This window comes from Flagellimonas sp. 2504JD1-5, assembly GCF_053618295.1.
This window is the reverse complement of the sequence record NZ_JBSIOU010000001.1, coordinates 246,360-266,571: the sequence shown is the minus strand read 5'-3', so window position 1 is coordinate 266,571 and position 20,212 is coordinate 246,360. Positions and strand designations below refer to the sequence as shown.

General features: G+C 39.6%; 15 protein-coding genes. 9 read left to right on the top strand and 6 right to left on the bottom strand.

Annotation, left to right across the window (positions count from 1 at the left end; genetic code table 11):
* Nucleotides 1–2 precede the first annotated feature (2 nt).
* The 3 genes from ACULLG_RS01130 (at nt 3) to ACULLG_RS01120 (ending at nt 1,790) form a co-directional block, all read left to right on the top strand.
* Nucleotides 3–242, top strand: a complete 240-nt coding sequence (locus ACULLG_RS01130; RefSeq protein WP_452126516.1) for a NifU family protein — start codon at nt 3–5, stop codon at nt 240–242.
* 69 nt (nt 243–311) lie between these two features.
* Entirely contained in the window at nt 312–1,370 is a 1,059-nt protein-coding gene (locus tag ACULLG_RS01125) for an NAD(P)/FAD-dependent oxidoreductase (protein ID WP_452124925.1), read from the top strand.
* 87 nt (nt 1,371–1,457) lie between these two features.
* Entirely contained in the window at nt 1,458–1,790 is a 333-nt protein-coding gene (locus tag ACULLG_RS01120; RefSeq protein WP_452124924.1) for a ferredoxin, read from the top strand.
* Here the strand turns inward: ACULLG_RS01120 and ACULLG_RS01115 are convergent.
* Complete coding sequence (locus ACULLG_RS01115; protein WP_452124923.1) at nt 1,787–3,523, bottom strand: ABC transporter ATP-binding protein; 1,737 nt, start codon at nt 3,521–3,523, stop codon at nt 1,787–1,789. The two genes, ACULLG_RS01120 and ACULLG_RS01115, sit on opposite strands and share 4 nt — an antisense overlap.
* 132 nt (nt 3,524–3,655) lie before the next feature.
* Here ACULLG_RS01115 and ACULLG_RS01110 point away from each other — a divergent pair, with 132 nt between their 5' ends.
* From ACULLG_RS01110 to ACULLG_RS01100, 3 genes are all read left to right on the top strand, one after another.
* On the top strand, nt 3,656–4,702 hold the full coding sequence (locus ACULLG_RS01110) for a TPM domain-containing protein (RefSeq protein WP_452124922.1): 1,047 nt from the start codon (nt 3,656–3,658) through the stop codon (nt 4,700–4,702).
* 63 nt (nt 4,703–4,765) lie between these two features.
* Nucleotides 4,766–4,975 (top strand): alkylphosphonate utilization protein, encoded by a 210-nt coding sequence (locus ACULLG_RS01105; protein ID WP_452124921.1) that lies wholly within the window; start codon nt 4,766–4,768, stop codon nt 4,973–4,975.
* A gap of 6 nt (nt 4,976–4,981) precedes the next feature.
* Nucleotides 4,982–7,150 carry an acylase gene (locus ACULLG_RS01100; RefSeq protein WP_452124920.1) on the top strand — a complete coding sequence of 723 codons (2,169 nt, stop codon included), beginning with the start codon at nt 4,982–4,984 and terminating at the stop codon, nt 7,148–7,150.
* Here ACULLG_RS01100 and ACULLG_RS01095 read toward each other — a convergent pair whose 3' ends face one another.
* Complete coding sequence (locus ACULLG_RS01095; protein ID WP_452124919.1) at nt 7,151–7,792, bottom strand: hypothetical protein; 642 nt, start codon at nt 7,790–7,792, stop codon at nt 7,151–7,153.
* 197 nt (nt 7,793–7,989) lie between these two features.
* Here ACULLG_RS01095 and ACULLG_RS01090 point away from each other — a divergent pair, with 197 nt between their 5' ends.
* Nucleotides 7,990–9,252 (top strand): aminotransferase class V-fold PLP-dependent enzyme, encoded by a 1,263-nt coding sequence (locus ACULLG_RS01090; protein ID WP_452124918.1) that lies wholly within the window; start codon nt 7,990–7,992, stop codon nt 9,250–9,252.
* Nucleotides 9,253–9,275: 23 nt separating this feature from the next.
* Here the strand turns inward: ACULLG_RS01090 and ACULLG_RS01085 are convergent, their stop codons facing one another.
* The 3 genes from ACULLG_RS01085 to ACULLG_RS01075 all read right to left on the bottom strand — a co-directional run bounded on the left by ACULLG_RS01085 (nt 9,276) and on the right by ACULLG_RS01075 (nt 12,558).
* A complete protein-coding gene (locus ACULLG_RS01085; RefSeq protein ID WP_452124917.1) occupies nt 9,276–10,403 on the bottom strand; it encodes an acyltransferase family protein in 1,128 nt (375 codons plus the stop codon).
* Between the two features lie 96 nt (nt 10,404–10,499).
* Nucleotides 10,500–11,660, bottom strand: a complete 1,161-nt coding sequence (locus ACULLG_RS01080) for a helix-turn-helix domain-containing protein (protein WP_452124916.1) — start codon at nt 11,658–11,660, stop codon at nt 10,500–10,502.
* Between the two features lies 1 nt (nt 11,661).
* Nucleotides 11,662–12,558, bottom strand: a complete 897-nt coding sequence (locus tag ACULLG_RS01075) for a metallophosphoesterase (RefSeq protein ID WP_452124915.1) — start codon at nt 12,556–12,558, stop codon at nt 11,662–11,664.
* Nucleotides 12,559–12,672: 114 nt separating this feature from the next.
* Here ACULLG_RS01075 and ACULLG_RS01070 point away from each other — a divergent pair, with 114 nt between their 5' ends.
* Nucleotides 12,673–15,051, top strand: coding sequence for a GAF domain-containing protein (locus ACULLG_RS01070; protein WP_452124914.1), 2,379 nt, complete (start codon nt 12,673–12,675; stop codon nt 15,049–15,051).
* A gap of 3 nt (nt 15,052–15,054) precedes the next feature.
* Here ACULLG_RS01070 and ACULLG_RS01065 read toward each other — a convergent pair whose 3' ends face one another.
* Nucleotides 15,055–16,245 (bottom strand): Pycsar system effector family protein, encoded by a 1,191-nt coding sequence (locus ACULLG_RS01065; RefSeq protein ID WP_452124913.1) that lies wholly within the window; start codon nt 16,243–16,245, stop codon nt 15,055–15,057.
* Between the two features lie 53 nt (nt 16,246–16,298).
* Between ACULLG_RS01065 and ACULLG_RS01060 the strand changes: the two genes are divergently transcribed.
* On the top strand, nt 16,299–20,012 hold the full coding sequence (locus ACULLG_RS01060) for a metallophosphoesterase (protein WP_452124912.1): 3,714 nt from the start codon (nt 16,299–16,301) through the stop codon (nt 20,010–20,012).
* Nucleotides 20,013–20,212 lie beyond the last annotated feature (200 nt).

Sequence of the window (20,212 nt, the reverse complement as noted above, 5' to 3'; positions counted from 1 at the left end):
GCATGACATCAGAAGAGATTAAAAGCAATGTTGAAAAAGCTTTGGATGAAATAAGACCATTTCTACAAAGTGATGGAGGAGATATTTCGTTGATTTCAATTGATAACGACAGCTCCGTAAAAGTTAGGCTAGAAGGGAATTGCATTGGATGCAGTGTCAACCAAATGACCCTTAAAAGTGGAGTGGAAATGACCATTAAAAAATATGTGCCCCAGATTGAAGAAGTCATAAACGTAAGTTAGACTGATAAATGTCATAAACCCTTCCTGTTACAAAACTTAAGTTGCACGGATATCCGAAAACTATTCTGAATGATTAAAACCGATATTTTGATTATTGGAGCGGGCCCTACGGGTCTTTTTGCTGTTTTTGAGGCAGGTCTGTTGCAACTAAAATGCCATTTAATAGATGCCTTACCGCAACCAGGGGGACAATGTTCAGAAATATATCCCAAGAAACCCATTTATGATATCCCAGGATTTCCAGAAGTATTGGCAGGGGAACTGGTAGACAATTTGATGGAACAAATTAAGCCGTTTCAACCCGGGTTTACCTTAGGAGAACGAGCGGAAACGATTGAAAAGTTGGATGATGGCTCTTTTGTGGTAACCACCAACAAAGGAACAAAACACAATGCCCCAATTATTGCCATTGCTGGCGGATTGGGAAGTTTTGAACCTAGAAAACCCTTGTTGGACAATCTTTCCAAATACGAAGACAAGGGTGTGGCCTACATGATTAAAGAGCCCGAGGTTTATCGAAATAAAAAAGTGTTGATTGCTGGTGGGGGAGACTCTGCCCTGGATTGGTCCATTTTCTTGGCCGATGTTGCAGATGAAGTGACTTTGGTACATCGTCGGAATGAGTTCCGGGGGGCTTTGGATTCAGTGGAAAAAGTGCAACAACTAAAAAATCAGGGGAAAATCAATTTGATAACCCCGGCCGAGGTGATTGACCTTCAGGGAGAGGAAAGACTTGAAAAGATAATTGTTAGAAAAACCGACAATTCAGAGGAAATTGATCTAGAGGTGGATAATTTTATTCCACTTTTTGGACTTTCCCCTAAATTGGGCCCGATTTCGGACTGGGGATTGGAAATTGAGAAAAATGCCATAAAGGTGGACAATACCTTGGATTATCAAACCAACATTCCAGGGATTTATGCCATTGGCGATGTAAATACCTATCCGGGCAAACTAAAACTGATTTTATGTGGTTTCCATGAAGCGACTTTGATGTGCCAAAGTGCATATCAACGCATCTATCCAGATAAAAAATACGTGATGAAGTATACAACGGTTGGCGGAGTAACTGGATTCGATGGTAGTAAAAAGGAAGCGCCAAAAGCGGTAGTAAAATCTATTGAATAATATTATTTACTGTGATTCCCCCTTTGAAGGGGGTTGGGGGATGTTTTACACCCCTAAAGTCCGCTCAAGGGGACAACATGATGAATTATGAGTGATATAAAGATTAAAATAACAGATCGCGATGGCGTATTGCATGAAGTAGATGCACCAACAGATATGAACATGAACCTTATGGAAGTAGTTCGTTCTTATGAATTGGCCCCTGAAGGAACTATAGGGATTTGCGGCGGAATGGCGATGTGCGCATCATGTCAATGTTATGTGAAATCTGACCATGAGCTTCCCGAAAAATCGGATGATGAAGAAGCAATGCTTGCTGAAGCTTTCTTTGTGGAAGACAATAGCAGACTAGGTTGCCAACTCCATATTACGCCACAACTTGAAGGCTTGGAGGTGCAATTGGCTCCCGAAGAAGCTTAGATTCTTGCCTGATACGTAAACAGATTGTAATACCTTCCTTCGGAAGCGATTAACTCGTCATGAGTTCCCTGCTCAGCAATTCGACCGTTTTCAATGACCAATATTTGGTCGGCTTTTCTAATGGTGCTCAAACGGTGAGCGATTACAAAGGTAGTTCTACCCTTGGTCAGTTCGGCCAAACTTTTTTGAATCAACGCTTCAGATTCAGTATCCAAACTTGAAGTAGCCTCATCTAAAATCAATATTCGCGGGTCTGCCAATACAGCTCGGGCAATCGCAATACGCTGCCGTTGCCCTCCTGATAATTTTACTCCTCTTTCTCCAATTAAAGTGTCCAATCTTTCATCAAATCTATTGGTGAATTCATCGACATAGGCAGCCTTTACCGCTTTTTGCAATTGTTCTTCGGAGGCATCAGGTCTGGGGAATAAGATGTTCTCTTTTATGGTTCCTTCAAACAAAAAATCGTCTTGTAAAACCACGCCCAAATGTTTTCTGAAACTAGTAAGATTTACTTTGGATAGGTCTTTTCCATCAATAGTGATTGTCCCAGAATCTGGGGTCAAGAAACTGGCTGCCAGCCCGGCAATGGTTGATTTTCCTGAACCAGAACTCCCTACCAAGGCAATCACTTGCCCAGACTTCACCTTAAAACTGATGTTGTGCAGAACTTCCTTGTCTTCTTCGTAGGCAAATGAGACATCCATAAAATTCATATCTCCATGTATTGACTTTAAGGAAATAGATCGTTCAACTTCATCGGATTCCGGAACCATGTTCATCAACTCTTCGGTTCGGTCCAGACCAGCCATAGCTTCGGTCAGCTGGCTTCCAATATTGCTCATTTGCACAATGGGAGCTATCATCATGCCTAGTAGAACGGTGAATTCTACAAATTCACCAATGCTAAGATCTCCTTGGATAATCATATAACCACCAAATCCCATAACGCTGGTGGTGGCGACTCCCAATAAAAATGTGGAGGAACTGGTCATAAATGCAGTTGTGGTCAGGCTTTTCTTCACCTTCTGATACAATCTATCCACTCCAACTTCAAAAACTTCATGTTCCTGTTTTTCCGCATTAAATCCCTTGATTACACGTACGCCTCCCAAGGTCTCCGTTAACCTTCCTTTTACTTCAGCATTGATCTTGCCACGTTCCCTAAAAATGGGACGGATAATTTTAAAGGCCTTTAGGGCAATTAAACCAAATATGATTAATGGAATAAAAGTAAAAAGCGTCATAAAAATGTCGATGTCCAATAAAAGAATCAGGGAAACCACTGCGGTTATGATTCCACCCACCAATTGCACTAAACCGGTGCCCACTAGATTTCGTACCCCTTCCACATCTGTCATGATTCTGGATACCAAGGCACCTGATTTTGAATTATCAAAAAAACGAATGGGTAATGAGAGCACATGTTTTTGAACCTTTGCCCGTAGCTCAGATATTAGAAATTGAGCCTGCACACTCAAAATCCGGGTCAACAAAAATGAAGTTACCGATTGAACCAAAATGGCCAACATTACCCCCGCCACCAAATATTTGAGCATCGTCACGTCTTTTTTGACAATGATATCATCGATAAGGTATTTTGAGGCAATTGGAGCAACAAAACCTGCCGCTTTGCTTATGGCAATCAAGAACAAACCGATAAACACCAATTTCCTTTTGGGCCAAATAATGGTCTTGAATGCTGTTAAGATGCTTACTTTCTTATCGGACATAAAGAGTTTTAAAAGAAGGTACAAGTTAGTTGAAATTATACGGACATAAAACCGTTTACGCATTCTGTACATTGGTGGGAAAAGAACATTCTTGCATATCGTATATTTAAAGGTTTCCATTTTAGAGGTGTTATGAAAAAAATCCTTCTTTTTATTTTCTTGCTTATAGGTTCTTCCATTGTTTTTGGCCAGCAGCGTTATTTGGAATTGCAGGAAATTGTTAACGACAGTGCCCGTATTTTTTCAACCCAAGAGTTGGAAGGGCTAAAAACAAAATTAACCCAGTTTGAAACCGAAACCACAAATCAAGTGGTAATTCTGACCATAAATACTTTGGGGAATGAAACCATTGAGGAGTATGCCAATGGTACATTCAACCAAAACAGACTGGGCCAAAAAGAAAAAGATAATGGCATTCTAATTCTGTTTTCAAAAATTGACAGAGAGGTTAGAATTGAAGTTGGCTATGGTTTAGAACCCTATATAACAGATGCGGTGGCCTCAGGTATCATTCGGAATTCAATGATTCCGCGATTCAAGGAAGAGAATTATTTTGATGGATTGAACCTGGCCACAGATCAACTCATTGAATTTCTGAACAATCCAGATGCGTTGGAAGAATTTAAAAATGAATTGGAATCTGAAAACGATATAGGTTGGGGAATTGGAATTTTTATTTGCTTGTTCCTGCTAATGTTTGTTGGTGCCGGAGGGTTCGTTTTCTACCGAACTTACTCAGGTGTTGTAGAAGCTTTTAGAGGTATGCTGATTGGCAAACTAGGAGTTCTGCAAGGCGCTTTTATGGTGCTTTTTCAAATGATTCCAATTCTTTTTTCCATGGTTTTTATATTGATGCCACTTTTTTTTGCCATTGAAATATTTGGTTTGGGTATCAACCTCGAAGAGTATACCTATTTGCTGGATGATTTTTCATGGGGGTATTATCTTCTTGCCGGCTTTTTTGGATTTACACTGCTGCTTACGGCAATTAAAATTCTTGTCAAGGGTAAAGAAGAATTTCAACTTTCATTGTTCAAAAGTGATAGCACATATATCAGGAAAACTTTTTCTTCTTCGGGAAGCCATTCCTTTGGGTCCAGCTCCTCCGGTGGAAGTTCAAGTAGCTTTTCAGGAGGTGGCGGTAGTTCGGGCGGAGGTGGTGCCAGCGGTAGTTGGTAATCTTCCTATTTCAATTAGCAATTCAATGGCATTTGCTGTACATTAAGAGTCTAAAATAAATAAATGGATACCAAGGACAGTAATGGGAATATTCTTGAAGATGGCGATAGCGTGCACGTGATCAAAGATTTGAAAATCAAGGGCATGTCCAAGACTCTTAAAAGAGGGAATGTGATAAAAAATATTCGTTTAACAGGGAGTCCACAAGAGGTCGAGTGTAGAATAGGAAAATCCCAAATTGTATTGAAGACCCAATTTTTGAAAAAAGCATAAAATCCAATGAGAAGTTTACTGTTGATTATAGCGTTCACTTTAGTGAACTGTAGCCAAAAACCACAAACCGAAGTAGAAGAGTGGCAAGCCCAAGCGGAAAACGTGACCATAATTAGGGATGATTTTGGAGTGCCGCACATTTACGGAAAAACTGATGCGGATGCCGTTTTTGGATTGCTGTACGCCCAATGCGAAGATGATTTTAACCGTGTAGAGCAAAACTACATTTGGGCCACCGGAAGATTAGCAGAGGTCGAAGGTGAAGAGGCCATATATAGTGATCTTCGAGCCAAATTATTCATGACACAGGAGGAAGCGATTGCCAACTATGAAAAGAGTCCAGAATGGCTAAAAAAACTATGTGATGCCTTTGCAGATGGCGTTAACTACTATTTACACACCCATCCAGAGGTAAAACCAAAGTTATTGACTCGATTTGAACCTTGGATGCCCATGTATTTTAGTGAAGGAAGCATAGGTGGCGACATTGAGCGGATTTCCATTGCAAAGATCAAAGCATTTTACGAAAGTGGAATGGAAATCCCAAAGATGGAGGCTCTCAAAATGGAAAAAGAAAAGGAAATGGAAGAACCACAAGGATCCAACGGAATTGCTATTTCGGGAAAGTTGACCGAATCGGGCAACGCCATGCTGTTGATCAATCCGCATACTTCCTTCTATTTTAGGGGAGAAGTACATGTAGTCAGCGAAGAAGGATTAAATGCCTATGGAGCGGTGACCTGGGGGCAGTTTTTTGTATATCAAGGATTCAATGAGAAAACAGGTTGGATGCATACATCAACCTATACCGATGTTATGGACGAGTTCAAGGAAACCATTGTAAAAAATGGGAATAATACCCTTTATCAATATGGAGAAGAATTAAGACTGGTTGGATCTAAAGAGGTGACACTAAAGTTTAAAGATGGAGAAGGTATCAAAGAAAAAACTTTCCCAATGTATCGTACGCATCATGGACCCATTACCCATGCTATTGATGGACAGTGGACGTCATCCGCTATGATGTGGGAACCTGTCAAAGCTTTGGAGCAATCCTATATTCGAACCAAACAAACTGGGTACGATGGCTTCAGAAAAATGATGGATATCAGGACCAATTCCTCCAACAACACGGTTTATGCCGATGCCGAGGGCAATATTGCCTATTTCCATGGAAATTTCATTCCCAAAAGGGATACAAGTTTTGATTTTACCCAACCAGTCGATGGGAATAATCCCCTGACGGATTGGAAAGGATTACATACCGTCGATGAAAATATTTTGGTGTTGAACCCCAAAAATGGCTGGATTCAAAACTGCAATTCCACTCCTTATTCCGCGGCATTGGAATATAGCCCCAAACGAGGAGATTATCCCAAATACATGTCACGTGATCAAGAAAATTTTAGAGGGGTACATGCCATTGAATTGTTGACAGGCCGAAGTGGTTATACTTTAGATAGTTTGATTCAATTGGCTCATGATTCTTATTTGCCTGCTTTCGATGCTTTGATTCCAGGATTGATAGCGGCATATGATGAAAATCCGATATCTAGTCTTAAAGAACCGATTGACATATTACGAAATTGGGATTTTAAAACCTCCGAGGAATCCATTGCAATGACCTTGGCCCATTTTTATGGAACTTTCTGTCTCTCATATGAGAGCAAAGAAGAGAGAAGTTTTTCCAGTCCAATGGAAAAATTGATTTTTTATGGAGGTGAGGCTCCAAATGAAGAAAAATTGGCGCATTTTAAAAAGGTTGTCGAAAAACTTGAAGCCGATTTTGGCACTTGGAATATTCCTTGGGGAGAAGTAAATCGATATCAACGATTGAATGGTGATATTCGTCAAGCTTTTGACGATACCAAACCAAGTATTCCAATCGGATTTGCCAGTGGAAGATGGGGTGCTTTGGCTGCTTACGGCGCTAGATACCATAACAATACGAAGAAAATATATGGCACTCGCGGTAACAGCTTCGTAGCCGCTGTTGAGTTCGGAGAAAAGGTCAAGGCCAAGACTATTTTAGCCGGTGGTCAAAGTGGAAATCCCGATTCACCACATTTTGATGATCAAATTGAAATGTATGCCGATGTACAATGGAAAGATGCTGCGTATTACAGGGAGGACGTACTAAAAAGAGCCGTTAAAACCTATAAGCCGGGCGAGTAACTATTCTTCTTCTTTAACAACAATTAAACTTGCCCTGGAACCTGTGGAAAGATTCCATCGATTATTGTGGATTACCTGGCCTTTGTCATCAGCAACAACAACTTGGGCGGTATTAGGGCCAGACGACCCTTGATTTAATGCTTCAAAATCGAGCCTGTTAAAACCTTCAACCAAATCAATATTGATTCCTTTAAAAGTGCCGGAAAGCAAAATATTTGGTTCGACCACCATCCCATTCAGATAAATTTTCACCCTATCACCGTCAACATATTCATGATCTCTGCAAACAATCCCTATAAACTTGGCGGTGGTTTTTATATCACCCAAATATTGGTCGCCATGGTGTTCTTTTGACCCTTTTTTCTCTTTTTCCCCTACTTTGGGGTCAATGACCAAATCGTGACCAGCTTGCAACAATTGTTTATCCGGTAACATTTTTACTCCAGGTTTGTTGCTCTTGGAGGTTAGATTTTCGTCAATTACGGAGGGAATACGCAGCGAAGTACCTTGATTACTGGATTTAATATCCAGATTGTTTCGTTCCCCGACCTTTAAAGGTCGAGTGGTGGGAATATCGCCCTGGGCCTGCAAAGCGGTGGCTCCAAGGACCAAAAAGGACAACAGCAGAACAAGATTTTTCATAGCAACTTGGTCGATACGTTGATTTAAAGTTAACAAATACCTTGCCACAGCAATGATAAATAGCTGTTAAATGTGTTACATTTTCGATATTAGGAAGGTGCTCAAATTCCCTTTTAGATAAAACTTGGATAGCAAAAGGGGAATGTCGTAACTTAATGGTTTACAAGTTTTAGCACAATTTTAAACTTGATCTGGAGATGGAAAAAAGACAATTTTTAAAGTATTTAGGCGGAGCTGGCATGGTTATACCCTTTTTGCCGATGACAGCGAATGGTCAAGAAATTTATAATGAGTTACCTTATCCGCATCCAGATGTTGAAGGTTTTTGGGAGCGTATCAGAGAGGACTTTAAGTTGAAACCTGACTATATCAATTTAGAAAATGGATATTACTGCATTACCCCTACTCCTGTTTTGAACAAATTATGGGAACATACCCAAATGGTAAATTATGAGGGTTCTTATTATATGCGAACGGTGCAATGGGAAAATAAGGAACAAGTGGCCCATAGATTGGCTTCATTTGTAGGATGTGAACCAGAAACCTTGGTAATTACTCGAAATGCAACAGAATCTTTGGATCTTATCATTGGAGGCTTCCCTTGGAAGGAAGGGGATGAGGCAATTTTTGCTCATCAGGATTATGGCGCTATGCGGGATCACTTCTACCTGATACAGGATCGGTATGGAGTGGTTTGCAAAGAAGTTTCCGTGCCAAATCACCCTAAATCTGATGAAGAAATCGTGGCCTTGTATGAGTCGCAAATAACTCAAAAAACAAAATTGTTGATGGTTTGTCATATGATCAACATTACAGGGCACATACTCCCCATTCGTAAAATCTGTGATATGGCTCACAAACATGGAGTGGAGGTAATGGTAGATGGCGCCCATGCTGTAGGTCATATTGATGTCAATATTTCGGAATTAAATTGCGATTATTACGGATCAAGCCTTCACAAATGGCTAAATGCTCCGTTGGGTGTTGGATTGTTGCATGTGGCAAAAAAGAACATTCCCAAAATATGGCCCTTATTGGCAGAACATGGGAAAGAACCTCACGACATTCTTCGCTTAAACCACACTGGAACCAATCCAGTGCAAATTTATTTGGCCATTAAAGAAGCCATGGATTATTTGCATAAAATGGGAATCCATCGAAAAGAAAAACGGCTTCGATACCTGCAACGGTATTGGAGAGATCAATTGCGTAATGTTCCCAACATAATAATCAATACTCCGGAGGAAGAACATCGAAGTTGTGGCATTGCCAACGTTGGCATCTCGCACATAAAGCCGAAAGATTTGGCCGAAACCTTGCTTAAAGAATTTAAGATTTGGACGGTTGCCATTGACGAAGGCAATGTGGTTGGTTGTCGAATTACCCCGAATATTTATACCACAACAAAAGAGCTTGACATTTTTGTGAAGGCTATGAAAACTTTGGCCAAGCGAGTATGATCATTTCTTAGGAACTATATATTTTACTGTACTTTTTTTAATCCGAACAAAGGGTGAAGCCATGGTATCCGAAGGATAATCATATCGTAAATAAGCCAACTGATTCCAAAAGTTCCTATGACCAAAACTGATGCTTTCGGTAAGAATCCCCAGTCTAAATTCATAACGAAGTACGCTATAATAATTGTTATAGTTTGATGTAGAATGTAAAAGGGATAAACGGATCTGTTTGCATAAGCGAGTCCTTTACTGGGTTTGGTCAAAAATTGGGACGCAAAGGCAAATAACACCAATATCCATGACCAAAGGTTTACTACTTTAAGGAATGCCTCGATAAAATGGATTAAGGTACTGTCCTCAAAAAAGAGCCAGATGGTCAACAAGCCCATAAATGCGAGTATCCCGGCTGATAGCGCTTTGAGTTTGACTTTATCCAGAATTTTCCAGAAGGTCTCTCCACATGAAATAAGTACAAAACCATAAAAAAACAAGATAATATAGAAAGCTATGGTAAACCAATCTCCTACCAAAGCATGGGTGACCGGGAAAAATGGCTCCATAAAGGATTCTACAAAGAAGAGCGGAACCACAAAAAGATAAATTCCCCAAGGTTTTTGAATCCAATTTTTAACCCATTCAATAAAATTGCTGCGACGCTTCCTGAGATAAACAAAAATGGGAGCAAGGATTAGGGAAAATAGAAATAAATAAGGCAAAAACCATAGATGGTGCCAGCTTATATTTCCTTCGGGATAGGTTCCTCCCCTAAATAGTTTTTCTAGGTTAAAATCCAAATACGACCCGACAAACTCTCCATTTACGATACGTTCCAAATAAATTTGAGGGGGAACAACAAGTAGCATTCCTACAAAAAGCGGGATGCCCAAACGCAGGTAACGTTCCAATACAAATTTGCCCATACTTCGTTTTCCCAAGGCATAATAAGTTCCCATGCCTGAAATAACAAACAAGATGGGAAGCCTCCACTGGTTCAAAAAAAGCATGGGCCAGCGAAGCCAATCGTAAATGACATTGTTCTTAATGTGCCATCCCCATGGCACGAAAAACATTCCTACGTGATAGAAAATAAGCAATGCAAAGACAATGACTCTGAGCCAATCCAAATCGTAACGCCTAACATTTTTTCTCATGATGAATAAACTTTCGGCAAAGATTGAAGAAGAACATGAAATGAACCTTCTTTTTGTTCCGCGATACGTCTCGAATTGTAATTCTGGAGAAAAAAACTAGACTTTTTCTTTTATGAAAGTAGATGGGGAATATCCCGTGTGTTTTTTAAAGGAATTGTAAAATGCTGATTTTGAGCTAAAACCGACGGAATTGCCTATAGCTTCGATGGTTAAATTGGCAAAAGAGGGGTCCAGTAGTCTTTTTTTGGCTGTATCCACTCTTTTTTGGTTGAGGTAATCATTAAAATTGAACCCGGTCTCAAGGTTAATGGATTTAGAAAGCGAATTTGGATTGGTTTCAAGTTTCTCTGATAAATCTTTCAATGTGGAGTTTTGAACCAGAAAATATTCACTGTTGATCACATAAGCATCAATTTTTTCAAAGGATAATGAATCACTTGAAAGGGTTTCATATTTATCCGCAATCCAGGAATTTTCAAAAAAACGGGATTCCGATAAAACAAAAAAGGAACTTATAAAGGCAATTGCTCCTACGAAAATAACAATGATATGATCGCCCCCATCATCTTCATGAAATAAATAAATAGTAAAAACCAAGGCCAATAACAGAATCAGCAGTAGTATCATATTTCGTGTAAACGCATACTTATCCATTTTTACTTTTTGGGTAGGTACATGCTTCTGTTTTCTCTTTTTTAGTACGATTATTCCGCTCAGGATTAGGTAAAATGTAAAGCTTGCCAACATAATCCATCTGAACTCATTCTTAATCCATTGGTATTCATAGGTAACCCAGTCAGGAACGGCGACCATAGGAATGTCATCATGGTAAGCATCCAAATAAGCATTCAATTTAACGGAGACGGGATTCAGGAAATACCCTATTTGGAAAACCAGGTAAAGAAAAGGAACCAAAAAGTGCACCCAATGCTTTTTAAAAGTGATTGGTTTTCGTTCTAGAAGGGAATACACAAAAAAATAGATGGTCGGGGCAATCAGTAATACAAAAACCTCCGTGGAATCATTAAAGTGTATAAGATATTTGATCAGTCCGGTATAGCACAAATAGGTGTCTGTGCAGACTAGGGCCTGAAACAACAAGGACCATCCAAATATGCGTATTGCGGATTTCTTTTTGGAACGAACAAAAATGACCATTCCCAAAAAATAAGCCTGAACGATACCCGCAAGCATGATGTATGAGGCAAGGTTATGTCGCTCCGGGATTTGATCTATGGCGTGTTGTACGACATCCATGTTACTTTTCTATATAATCCCTCAGTTTTTCAGGCCCTTCCAATAAGATTCTAACAATTTGTAAAGTACCGTCCACTTTAGTGGCAATCTGCCATTTGATCAATGAGATTTCACCATTTTCAACTTCAATTCCGGTAATACTTCTCGGATGGACACAGCTACCGTCGTTAAAAAAAGGAATTTGTCCAGGTTCAGGAAACCGCGGTCTGTGGGTATGTCCTGCAATGGTAATCCGAAGATTGTTTCTTAGGATCCAACGCTTGATTCTTTTTTCAATTCGGATAAGCTCCTTATAATTTTTTGCAGGACTGGTCGGGTCTGCTATACCAACAACTTGAAGCGGTTTCCAAAGAATTCGCACCAAAAATCGGCCGATACGCCAGCAAACGTAGTTCCACCAATCGGCTTGGTGCCCATGGGTACAAAACAACTCTTGCTCGGTTTTACTATGTTTTAGAATAAGTGCTTCATGATAGGTGATTCCTTCAAAAAGTTGTTTGTCCTTGTCCTCAATGGGTTCAAAATAGCTGGATAGATGCTTGTCCACATATGATTTTTGACGATAAACCATGTCGTGGTTTCCCCAAACCATGTGAAGTCGATTTTCTAAATGGAACTGCCGCAGCAATTGGTATACATTTTTATGGGCTTCAAAAATGGATTCAAAATGAAGATTTTCCCAAAGCTCATCACCATCACCAAGCTCACAATATTGAAAGCCTTCGCGATAGTAATGGCTTAATGCATGAAAGTAAATGTTTCGATTGTTCGCAAAATCATCAGCAAAACTGTTGTCACCCCTATGGCAGTCGCTAAAGAAAATAAATTTCGAATCGTCATCAAAAGCGATGGTTTTAGCCTGCTTGTAAGCTCGATCTAACCTAAAATTGGAGGACATGGAACAATTTTCATTAAATATCCAAAAAATGCGGACAAATCCATAAGGATTCCCTTAACAAGAGTGCATTTTTTCTTTTTGTAACTTTACAGGCTAAACCTCGACTTATATTGTATGGAGCAAAATTACCAGGCAGAGAGTCCCATGTTGCATCTGGTTAGTTTCAACAAGTTGTTGCAACACTATGATGAACAGCTAAAGAGCAAGGACAAATATTTGGCGGAAAGAGCTAAATATGTTCTTGATGCACAAGCTCCGTACCCTGAACTCAGGGAGGGTTTTAGTGACCTTGAACTGCTAGAAAAGCACAAAGATGTAATCAGTATTATCTTGGCTGATACGTTTTCGTCTGTTCTCACCAAAAACGAGATAAAAACGGCATCTACTCCATTTGAAACTATAGTTTTTAATTCATCTGAACGTTTTCAGAATATTTTAAAAAACGCTGGTGATGGATTTGAGCTCCAAATTCGCAATTTACCTCAGAATGTAGATTATATAATGCGTTGTACCGTGGTGCTGAGTTTTTACTACGGGTTTAAAATGGATTTTAGAAGACCATTATTTTACGATATTCCTGATTCCAATGGGGTAATGCGGCATTATCGCATATTGTACAACGCCGACTTTATGGAAATTGTTCCAACTGATAAGGCAAAGGAACTATCACAAGCGGATGTCGATGAACTACTGGAGAATTTTGACAATATTGATCTTTGGAAGGAGAAAATCCCTCCGAATAGTTTTATTTCCAAAGGATTTGTGATATCGAACATGTTCGATGTTACTGCCGAACACTCTATTTCGGAAATTAAATCTACCCTGATTGGAAGCAACAAAAGGGCAAATGAAAACTTTATGGACAGTTTTCAAGAAACTTTTAGGTCACTTTTCAATCTTAGAAAAATAAATGTTGGTTTTGCGGGATATGATTCCAATACCAACAGGTTTTTAAAAATTTATGGTAAGGGCATAGAAAGCTACATCCTTAAAGGAAAGGATATGGAATCCTGTGATCAAATGCTTTGTAGTTATTCCCATGAAAAATTATTCAAAGAGAACAAATATTTTGCCATTTCCAATGTAGAAAAATATTATAAAAGATCAAATGGGGAACAACCCTATAAAAACCTGTACGAACAGGGAATAAAAAGCGCCATCTTGGCGCCAATTGCAAGTGATGGAAACCTATTGGGTGTTTTGGAACTAGTTTCGGAAACTGTAAATGAACTGAACAGCGTTAATGCCAATAAATTGGAAGATGTGATGCCGTTTATAATTTCAGCGGTGCTCCGATCTATTGAGGAAGAAGAAAACTTGATTGATGCCATTATTCAACACGAATGTACTACAGTGCATTCTTCGGTCTATTGGAAATTTCAAGAAGAAGCAAAGCGCTTTATGGCGGATGAGCTTTTAGGCAACCAACCAGTTTTCAAGGAAATTGTTTTCAAGGATGTGTACCCGCTATATGGTCAAATTGACATCAAAGAATCTTCAAAACAAAGAAACATTTCAATTCAGCGCGATTTGATGATTCAACTCTCTGAAATTAATGGGGTTTTGGAAGTAGCTTTCAAAAAATTCAAGCTACCCATTTATGAAGAGCTTATGTTTAGGGTGAATACATACCTCGATGAGGTAAAAGAGGCGTTGTACACCCATACAGAACAGGCCATCTTTGATTTTGTAAAAGAAGAAATATCCCCTGTGTTTAAACACTTGAGGCTCGAAAATAAAGAGCTGGCCGCTTTGGTCGACACCTATGAAGCTCAAATAGATGAAACCACAGAATCCTACTATGACCATCGTAGAAATTACGATAATAGCGTAATGGAAGCCAATATGGAACTAGCCGCCTTGTTGGACAGAAAACAAGTTGCTGCCCAGGAGATGTTCCCGCATTATTTTGAACGTTACAAGACCGATGGGGTAGAGCATAACATGTATATTGGAAGCTCCATCGCCAATGATAGAAATTTTGACGAGCTTTATTTGAGCAACCTTCGGTTGTGGCAGCTACAGGTAATGTGCGATATGGAAAATAAATACTACGCACTAAAACCAAAACTGCCCGTAAAATTAGATGTAGCCTCTCTGATTCTAGTATACAGTACCTCCCTTGCCATACGTTTTAGAATGGATGAAAAACGATTTGATGTTGATGGTACATATAACGCTAGATACGAGATCATCAAAAAGCGCATCGACAAATCCTATATTAAAGGAACCAATGAGCGATTGACCCAAAAAGGGAAACTTGCCATTGTATACAGTCAGCGTAAAGATGAGAAAGAGTATATGCGATACATTAAATTCTTAAAATCCAAAGGTTACTTTACCAACAATATTGAGATTGTGGAGTTGGAAGGGTTGCAAGGTGTTACTGGGTTAAAGGCAATAAGAGCAGAAATTCTCTATACCAAGGACAAGGATGCCAAATCTGAGCGTACCTATACGTATGAAGATTTGATGGAAGAGCTTAAATCTTAAATTTTACAATCGTCCTGTCCCACCAAAAAAGTTAAAGGCTATCGCAAAGGCGATTACCGATATAACTATTCCAATAATAAAAATGGTATAGGTAAGTCTTAGAATCTTATATTTTCGATTCAGGACCAATCCTAAAAAGTACAAATCTTTGGTAAGGGAAGAATAAATGTATTGATTGTCCTTTACCAATTCTTTAATGGCCCATTCATAATCACCAAGACTCATTTTATGAAAGTTGCCGAAGAACAACAGATTTACTTTCTTGTTTTCCACATCTTGTTTGGTAAACTGACCACTGGTTACGTTGGGCCTAGTAGCCAATACTGCCAAAACCATGGAAATTACGCTGAACGTAATAAAAATTCCAGTGGGCCAAATTAAATATTCGTTGGACGGATTGTCCAGTTTTGGGATAAGATTGGACAAGGCAACTGAAATAATAATGGCATTTACAGAAAGCAAAATATTAGCTTTGGTATCTGCAATATCACTTAAGGTCAAGTGATTTTTCAAGGTGACCCTAAACAGCGTTTGAATGCCACGATCCGGACTCTCACTCTTGTATTTGGCCTTCAGCGCTTCTTTTTTAGCGATTTCCTTTTCAGTTTTTTTCTCTTTCACCAATTGTTTCAGATTGCGCTCTTTGCCTTCTTCCCAGTTATCCTTGGCATAATCAGTATAGAATTGATGTTCATTCCGGAACATTTTTATGTTTTCATCCCGCCACTCTTTGTTGGAATATTTGGCAATACCAAGAAGTTCCAATTCCTCTTTTAAAAAATCAGTGGTTTCCCAATAACTCTTTTGGGCAAAATGCGAAGCATCCGCATCCCGGATAATTTGCTGTTGCAAATTTTGAGGTTCAGAATAGCGTTTTGTAGCCATAATATTGGCACTGATTTCTTCAATACTTTTTGCATCATACTTGTGCTCTTTTAGGAAATTTACAGCAATTTCGCAGCTTGTTTCTTCATGGCCTTGCACCCCTTTGGTATAACCTGTATCGTGGAACCATGACGCCAATAGTAACTTTTCCTCTTCCGCTGTTCCCAAATTGTAGAAATTGAGCAATTCTTTAGTACTTTTAACTACACGCTGGGTATGTCGCAAATTGTGGTACAAGAATTTTGGATCCAATTTATTTTCTAAAATTTCGGAGACAAAATGTTCAGCTTTTTCTAAAATTTCCGACATAACAGTACTTTGAATTCTCCAAAATACAAAATTTTGGAATCAACCTCAGTGATATGAAAAAACAATACTTAGCTGTCCTTTTATTGGTGCTAGTAACCAGTTGTGCAACTTACCAAGCAAAGTATGCCACTCCGTTCAATAAAACCGATGTTTCCACTGACAAAGAAATTGAACACACCTTTTATCTTATCGGTGATGCAGGTAAATCACCTGTCGGGGATTTGAATGCGACCTTAAAGCGATTTAAGGACCGATTGCGCCAAGCAAACAGGAACAGCACCGTACTTTTTTTAGGGGATAATATATACCCTGCTGGATTACCAGACAAGAATGTTGACCCTTCAGGTCATGCCTTGGCAAAGAACCATTTGGATGCTCAACTGGCAACAGTTACTGATTTTAAGGGACAAACAGTTTTCATTCCAGGGAACCATGATTGGTATAGTGATGGTCTAAAAGGACTTGAACGACAGGAAAAGTATATTAAAAAGGCATTGGATAGTAAAAAGGTGTTTTTACCTGACAATGGCTGTCCAATTGAAAAAATTGAGATCAGTGATGATATATTGGTGATTGCAATTGACACAGAATGGTATTTGACCAACTGGGATAGGCACCCCACAATGAATGACGATTGCGAAATCAAAGATCGGGGCAGGTTGTTTGAAGAATTGGAAAGCTTGATCAAAAAAAATGTGGATAGGACCACCATTATTGCAATGCACCACCCTATGTTCACTTATGGATCTCATGGAGGCTATTTTTCGTTTAAGGAACATATGAATCCAAGCGGCAAAGGATTTCCATTACCTGGGCTTAGTTCACTTGCAAATTTGTTACGGAAGACTTCTGGCGCATCAACCACAGATCTGTACAACAAAATGTACAATCATTTAAAAAATAGGATAACCACATTATCCCAATATTCCGATAAGGTGGTTTTTGTTTCAGGTCATGAGCATTCCTTGCAATATATTGAGGAAAAAGGAATACCGCAGATTGTGAGTGGCTCTGGAGCTAATACAGGAGCTACTCGATTATTGAATGGCAGTAAATTCTCCACCGGCAAAACAGGTTACGCTGTATTGAACGTTTTCACCGATGGGTCGTCAGAAGTGGAATTTTATGGGGCTGGTGACAGCCCGGAGGAATTGCTATATCAGACACAGGTACTTCCGCCAGATACATCTACCGAAAGCGTATCGTACAGCAGCGATTTTCCGGCATTTAAGTCGGCTTCCATCTATACGGATGAGGAAATCGATAAAAGTGGATTTCACAAATGGCTCTGGGGAGAACGCTATCGAAAATATTATGCTACCAAAGTAAAAGCACCCACCGTGTTGTTGGATACTCTTTATGGAGGACTATCCGTGGTAAGAAAAGGAGGTGGAAACCAATCCAATTCCTTACGGTTAAGGGATAAGGACGGTAAGCAGTATGTTATGCGCGATTTGCGCAAGAGTGCAGAACGCTATTTACAGGCTATTGCTTTTCAAGAACGCTATGTTATTGGGCAATTTGATGACACTTCTATCGAAAAATTGCTATTGGATTTATACACAGGAGCCCATCCGTATGCCCCTTTTACGGTCGGAGAACTTTCTGATGCCGCGAAACTCTATCATACCAATCCCAAACTGTTCTACGTTCCCAAACAATCGGTTTTGGGAGGATTTAATACTGATTTTGGTGATGGATTATACATGATTGAAGAACATGTTTCTGATGGCCATTCTGATTTGGAAAGCTTTGGAAAAACCAAAAAGATTGAAAGCACTTATGATTTCATTCAAAAGTTGCGCAAGGATGAAAAATACAGTTTGGATGGGGAAACTTATGCAAGAGCGCGTTTGTTCGATATGTTGATAGGAGATTGGGATAGACACGTAGATCAATGGCGATGGGCTGAATTTGATGGGAAGGATGGTAAAAAAGTTTATAAACCTATCCCACGAGATAGAGATCAGGCCTATTCACTTTGGGGAGATGGTTTTATCATGGGATTTGGTTCACGGGCAGTGCCAGGACTTCGAATTTTTGAAGGATTCCATGAAGAGATTAGAAGCGTAAAAGGATTTACCTCGTCACCGAGGACTTTTGCCTTGGATATGGCACTATTGTCCGAAACCGATATGAAAACATGGGAAGAACAGGCAAAATTTCTTCAGCAACACATTACAGAAGCCGTAATTGATGATGCCTTATTGAATTTCCCGGAGGAAGTTCGGGATGAGACCATCGATAAAATCAAAAAGACGCTTTTGGCCAGAAAAAGAAACCTTGTCGGCACTGCCAGGGAATATTTCGGGGTCATCAACAAATACAGCGTAGTCACTGGTACGGACAAGGACGATTACTTTAATATAGTTTCTGCACCAAATGGAGATTTGGAAGTACGAGGCTATCGCATCAAAAATGGAGAAAAGAAAGACCAATTTTTCGAAAAAATATACAAACCAGAATTTACCAAGGAAGTTTGGGTGTATGGTTTAGACGACGATGATGTTTTTGATGTCAACACCAAAACATCGAAAATTAAGGTGCGCATCGTTGGTGGGCAAAACAATGATATCTATAAAATCGATGAAAAGTCAAGAAAGGTGCACACCTACGATTTTAAGTCCAAAAAGAACACCTATGACGAAGCTTTTGGCGGCACCGTACATCAGATAAACGATTATGACACCAACACCTATGAATTCCTTAAAATAAAGGCCAGTAACAATCAATTTTTGCCTACAATTGGTGCTAACCCAGATGATGGTTTTCGGATTGGATTTACCAATACATACCTATTTAATGGGTTCAGACAGAACCCATTTACGCAGCGTCATATATTCAACGCGTCCTATTATTTTGCCACCAATGGTTTTGATTTGGGATATAAGGGAGAGTTTGCCAATGTGTTCGAAGGGGTGAATTTGGAGTTGGATGCCAGATTTACCAGTCCAAATTTTGCCATCAACTTCTTTGGTTTTGGCAATGAAACAGAAAACAATGACGATGATGAACCCCTGGAACTCGATTTTAACCGGGTGAAAATTAAGACCATAAAAGTTGCACCTTCTTTGGTATGGAGAGGACGTCTGGGTTCAAAAGTGAAACTGGGTGTTTCCTATGAAAACTATGATGTAGAGGAAACCGAAGATCGTTTTATAGAAGACTTCTTTACCAATTTAGGAAGGGAGACCCAACAAGACTTTTTTGGTGTGGATGCTGAATATGGCTACTCCAATACCGACAATGAAGCTTTTCCGACAATGGGAATGAGTTTCTCATTGCAAGCCGGGTATAAAACCAATTTGACAGATTCTGATAGAGCGTTTGGATATGTTATTCCAAGCCTGTCCATAGACCATAAATTATGCTCCAATGGAAAACTCGTTTTAGCGACCAAGCTAAAAGGACATGTAAATATTGGAGATGATTTTGAGTTTTACCAAGGTGCTAGCATTGGAGCCAATAATGGATTGCGCGGATTCCGTTTTGAACGTTTCACCGGAAAATCAGCCTTTTATCAAAATACAGATCTGCGCTTAAGCTTTAGAAACAGACAAACCGGATTGTTACCCGTTACTCCGGGTATTTATGGTGGATTTGATTATGGCCGGGTGTGGTTTCCTGGTGATGATTCGGATAAATGGCATAACTCCTACGGAGGGGGCTTCTTTTTAAATGGGGCCGATATTCTTTCGGCTAATTTTGGATTGTTTAGTAGTTCGGACGGAATGCGATTTGCCTTTGGGGTTGGTTTTGGATTTTAGAAGCATACCCGATGCTCGATGCTAGGTGATGGGAAAATTAAAGACAATCCCTTCCGTCTTGATACTTTACATCAATCCACCTTCCTGTCATCCTGAGCTCCTGCCTTCCGAAGTCTCGTATGGAGGACAGGTTGTTGAAGGAAGGGAAAGGTATCTTGCAAGCAGGGTGGAAAGGATGGAACACCCCTACCCTTCGACTA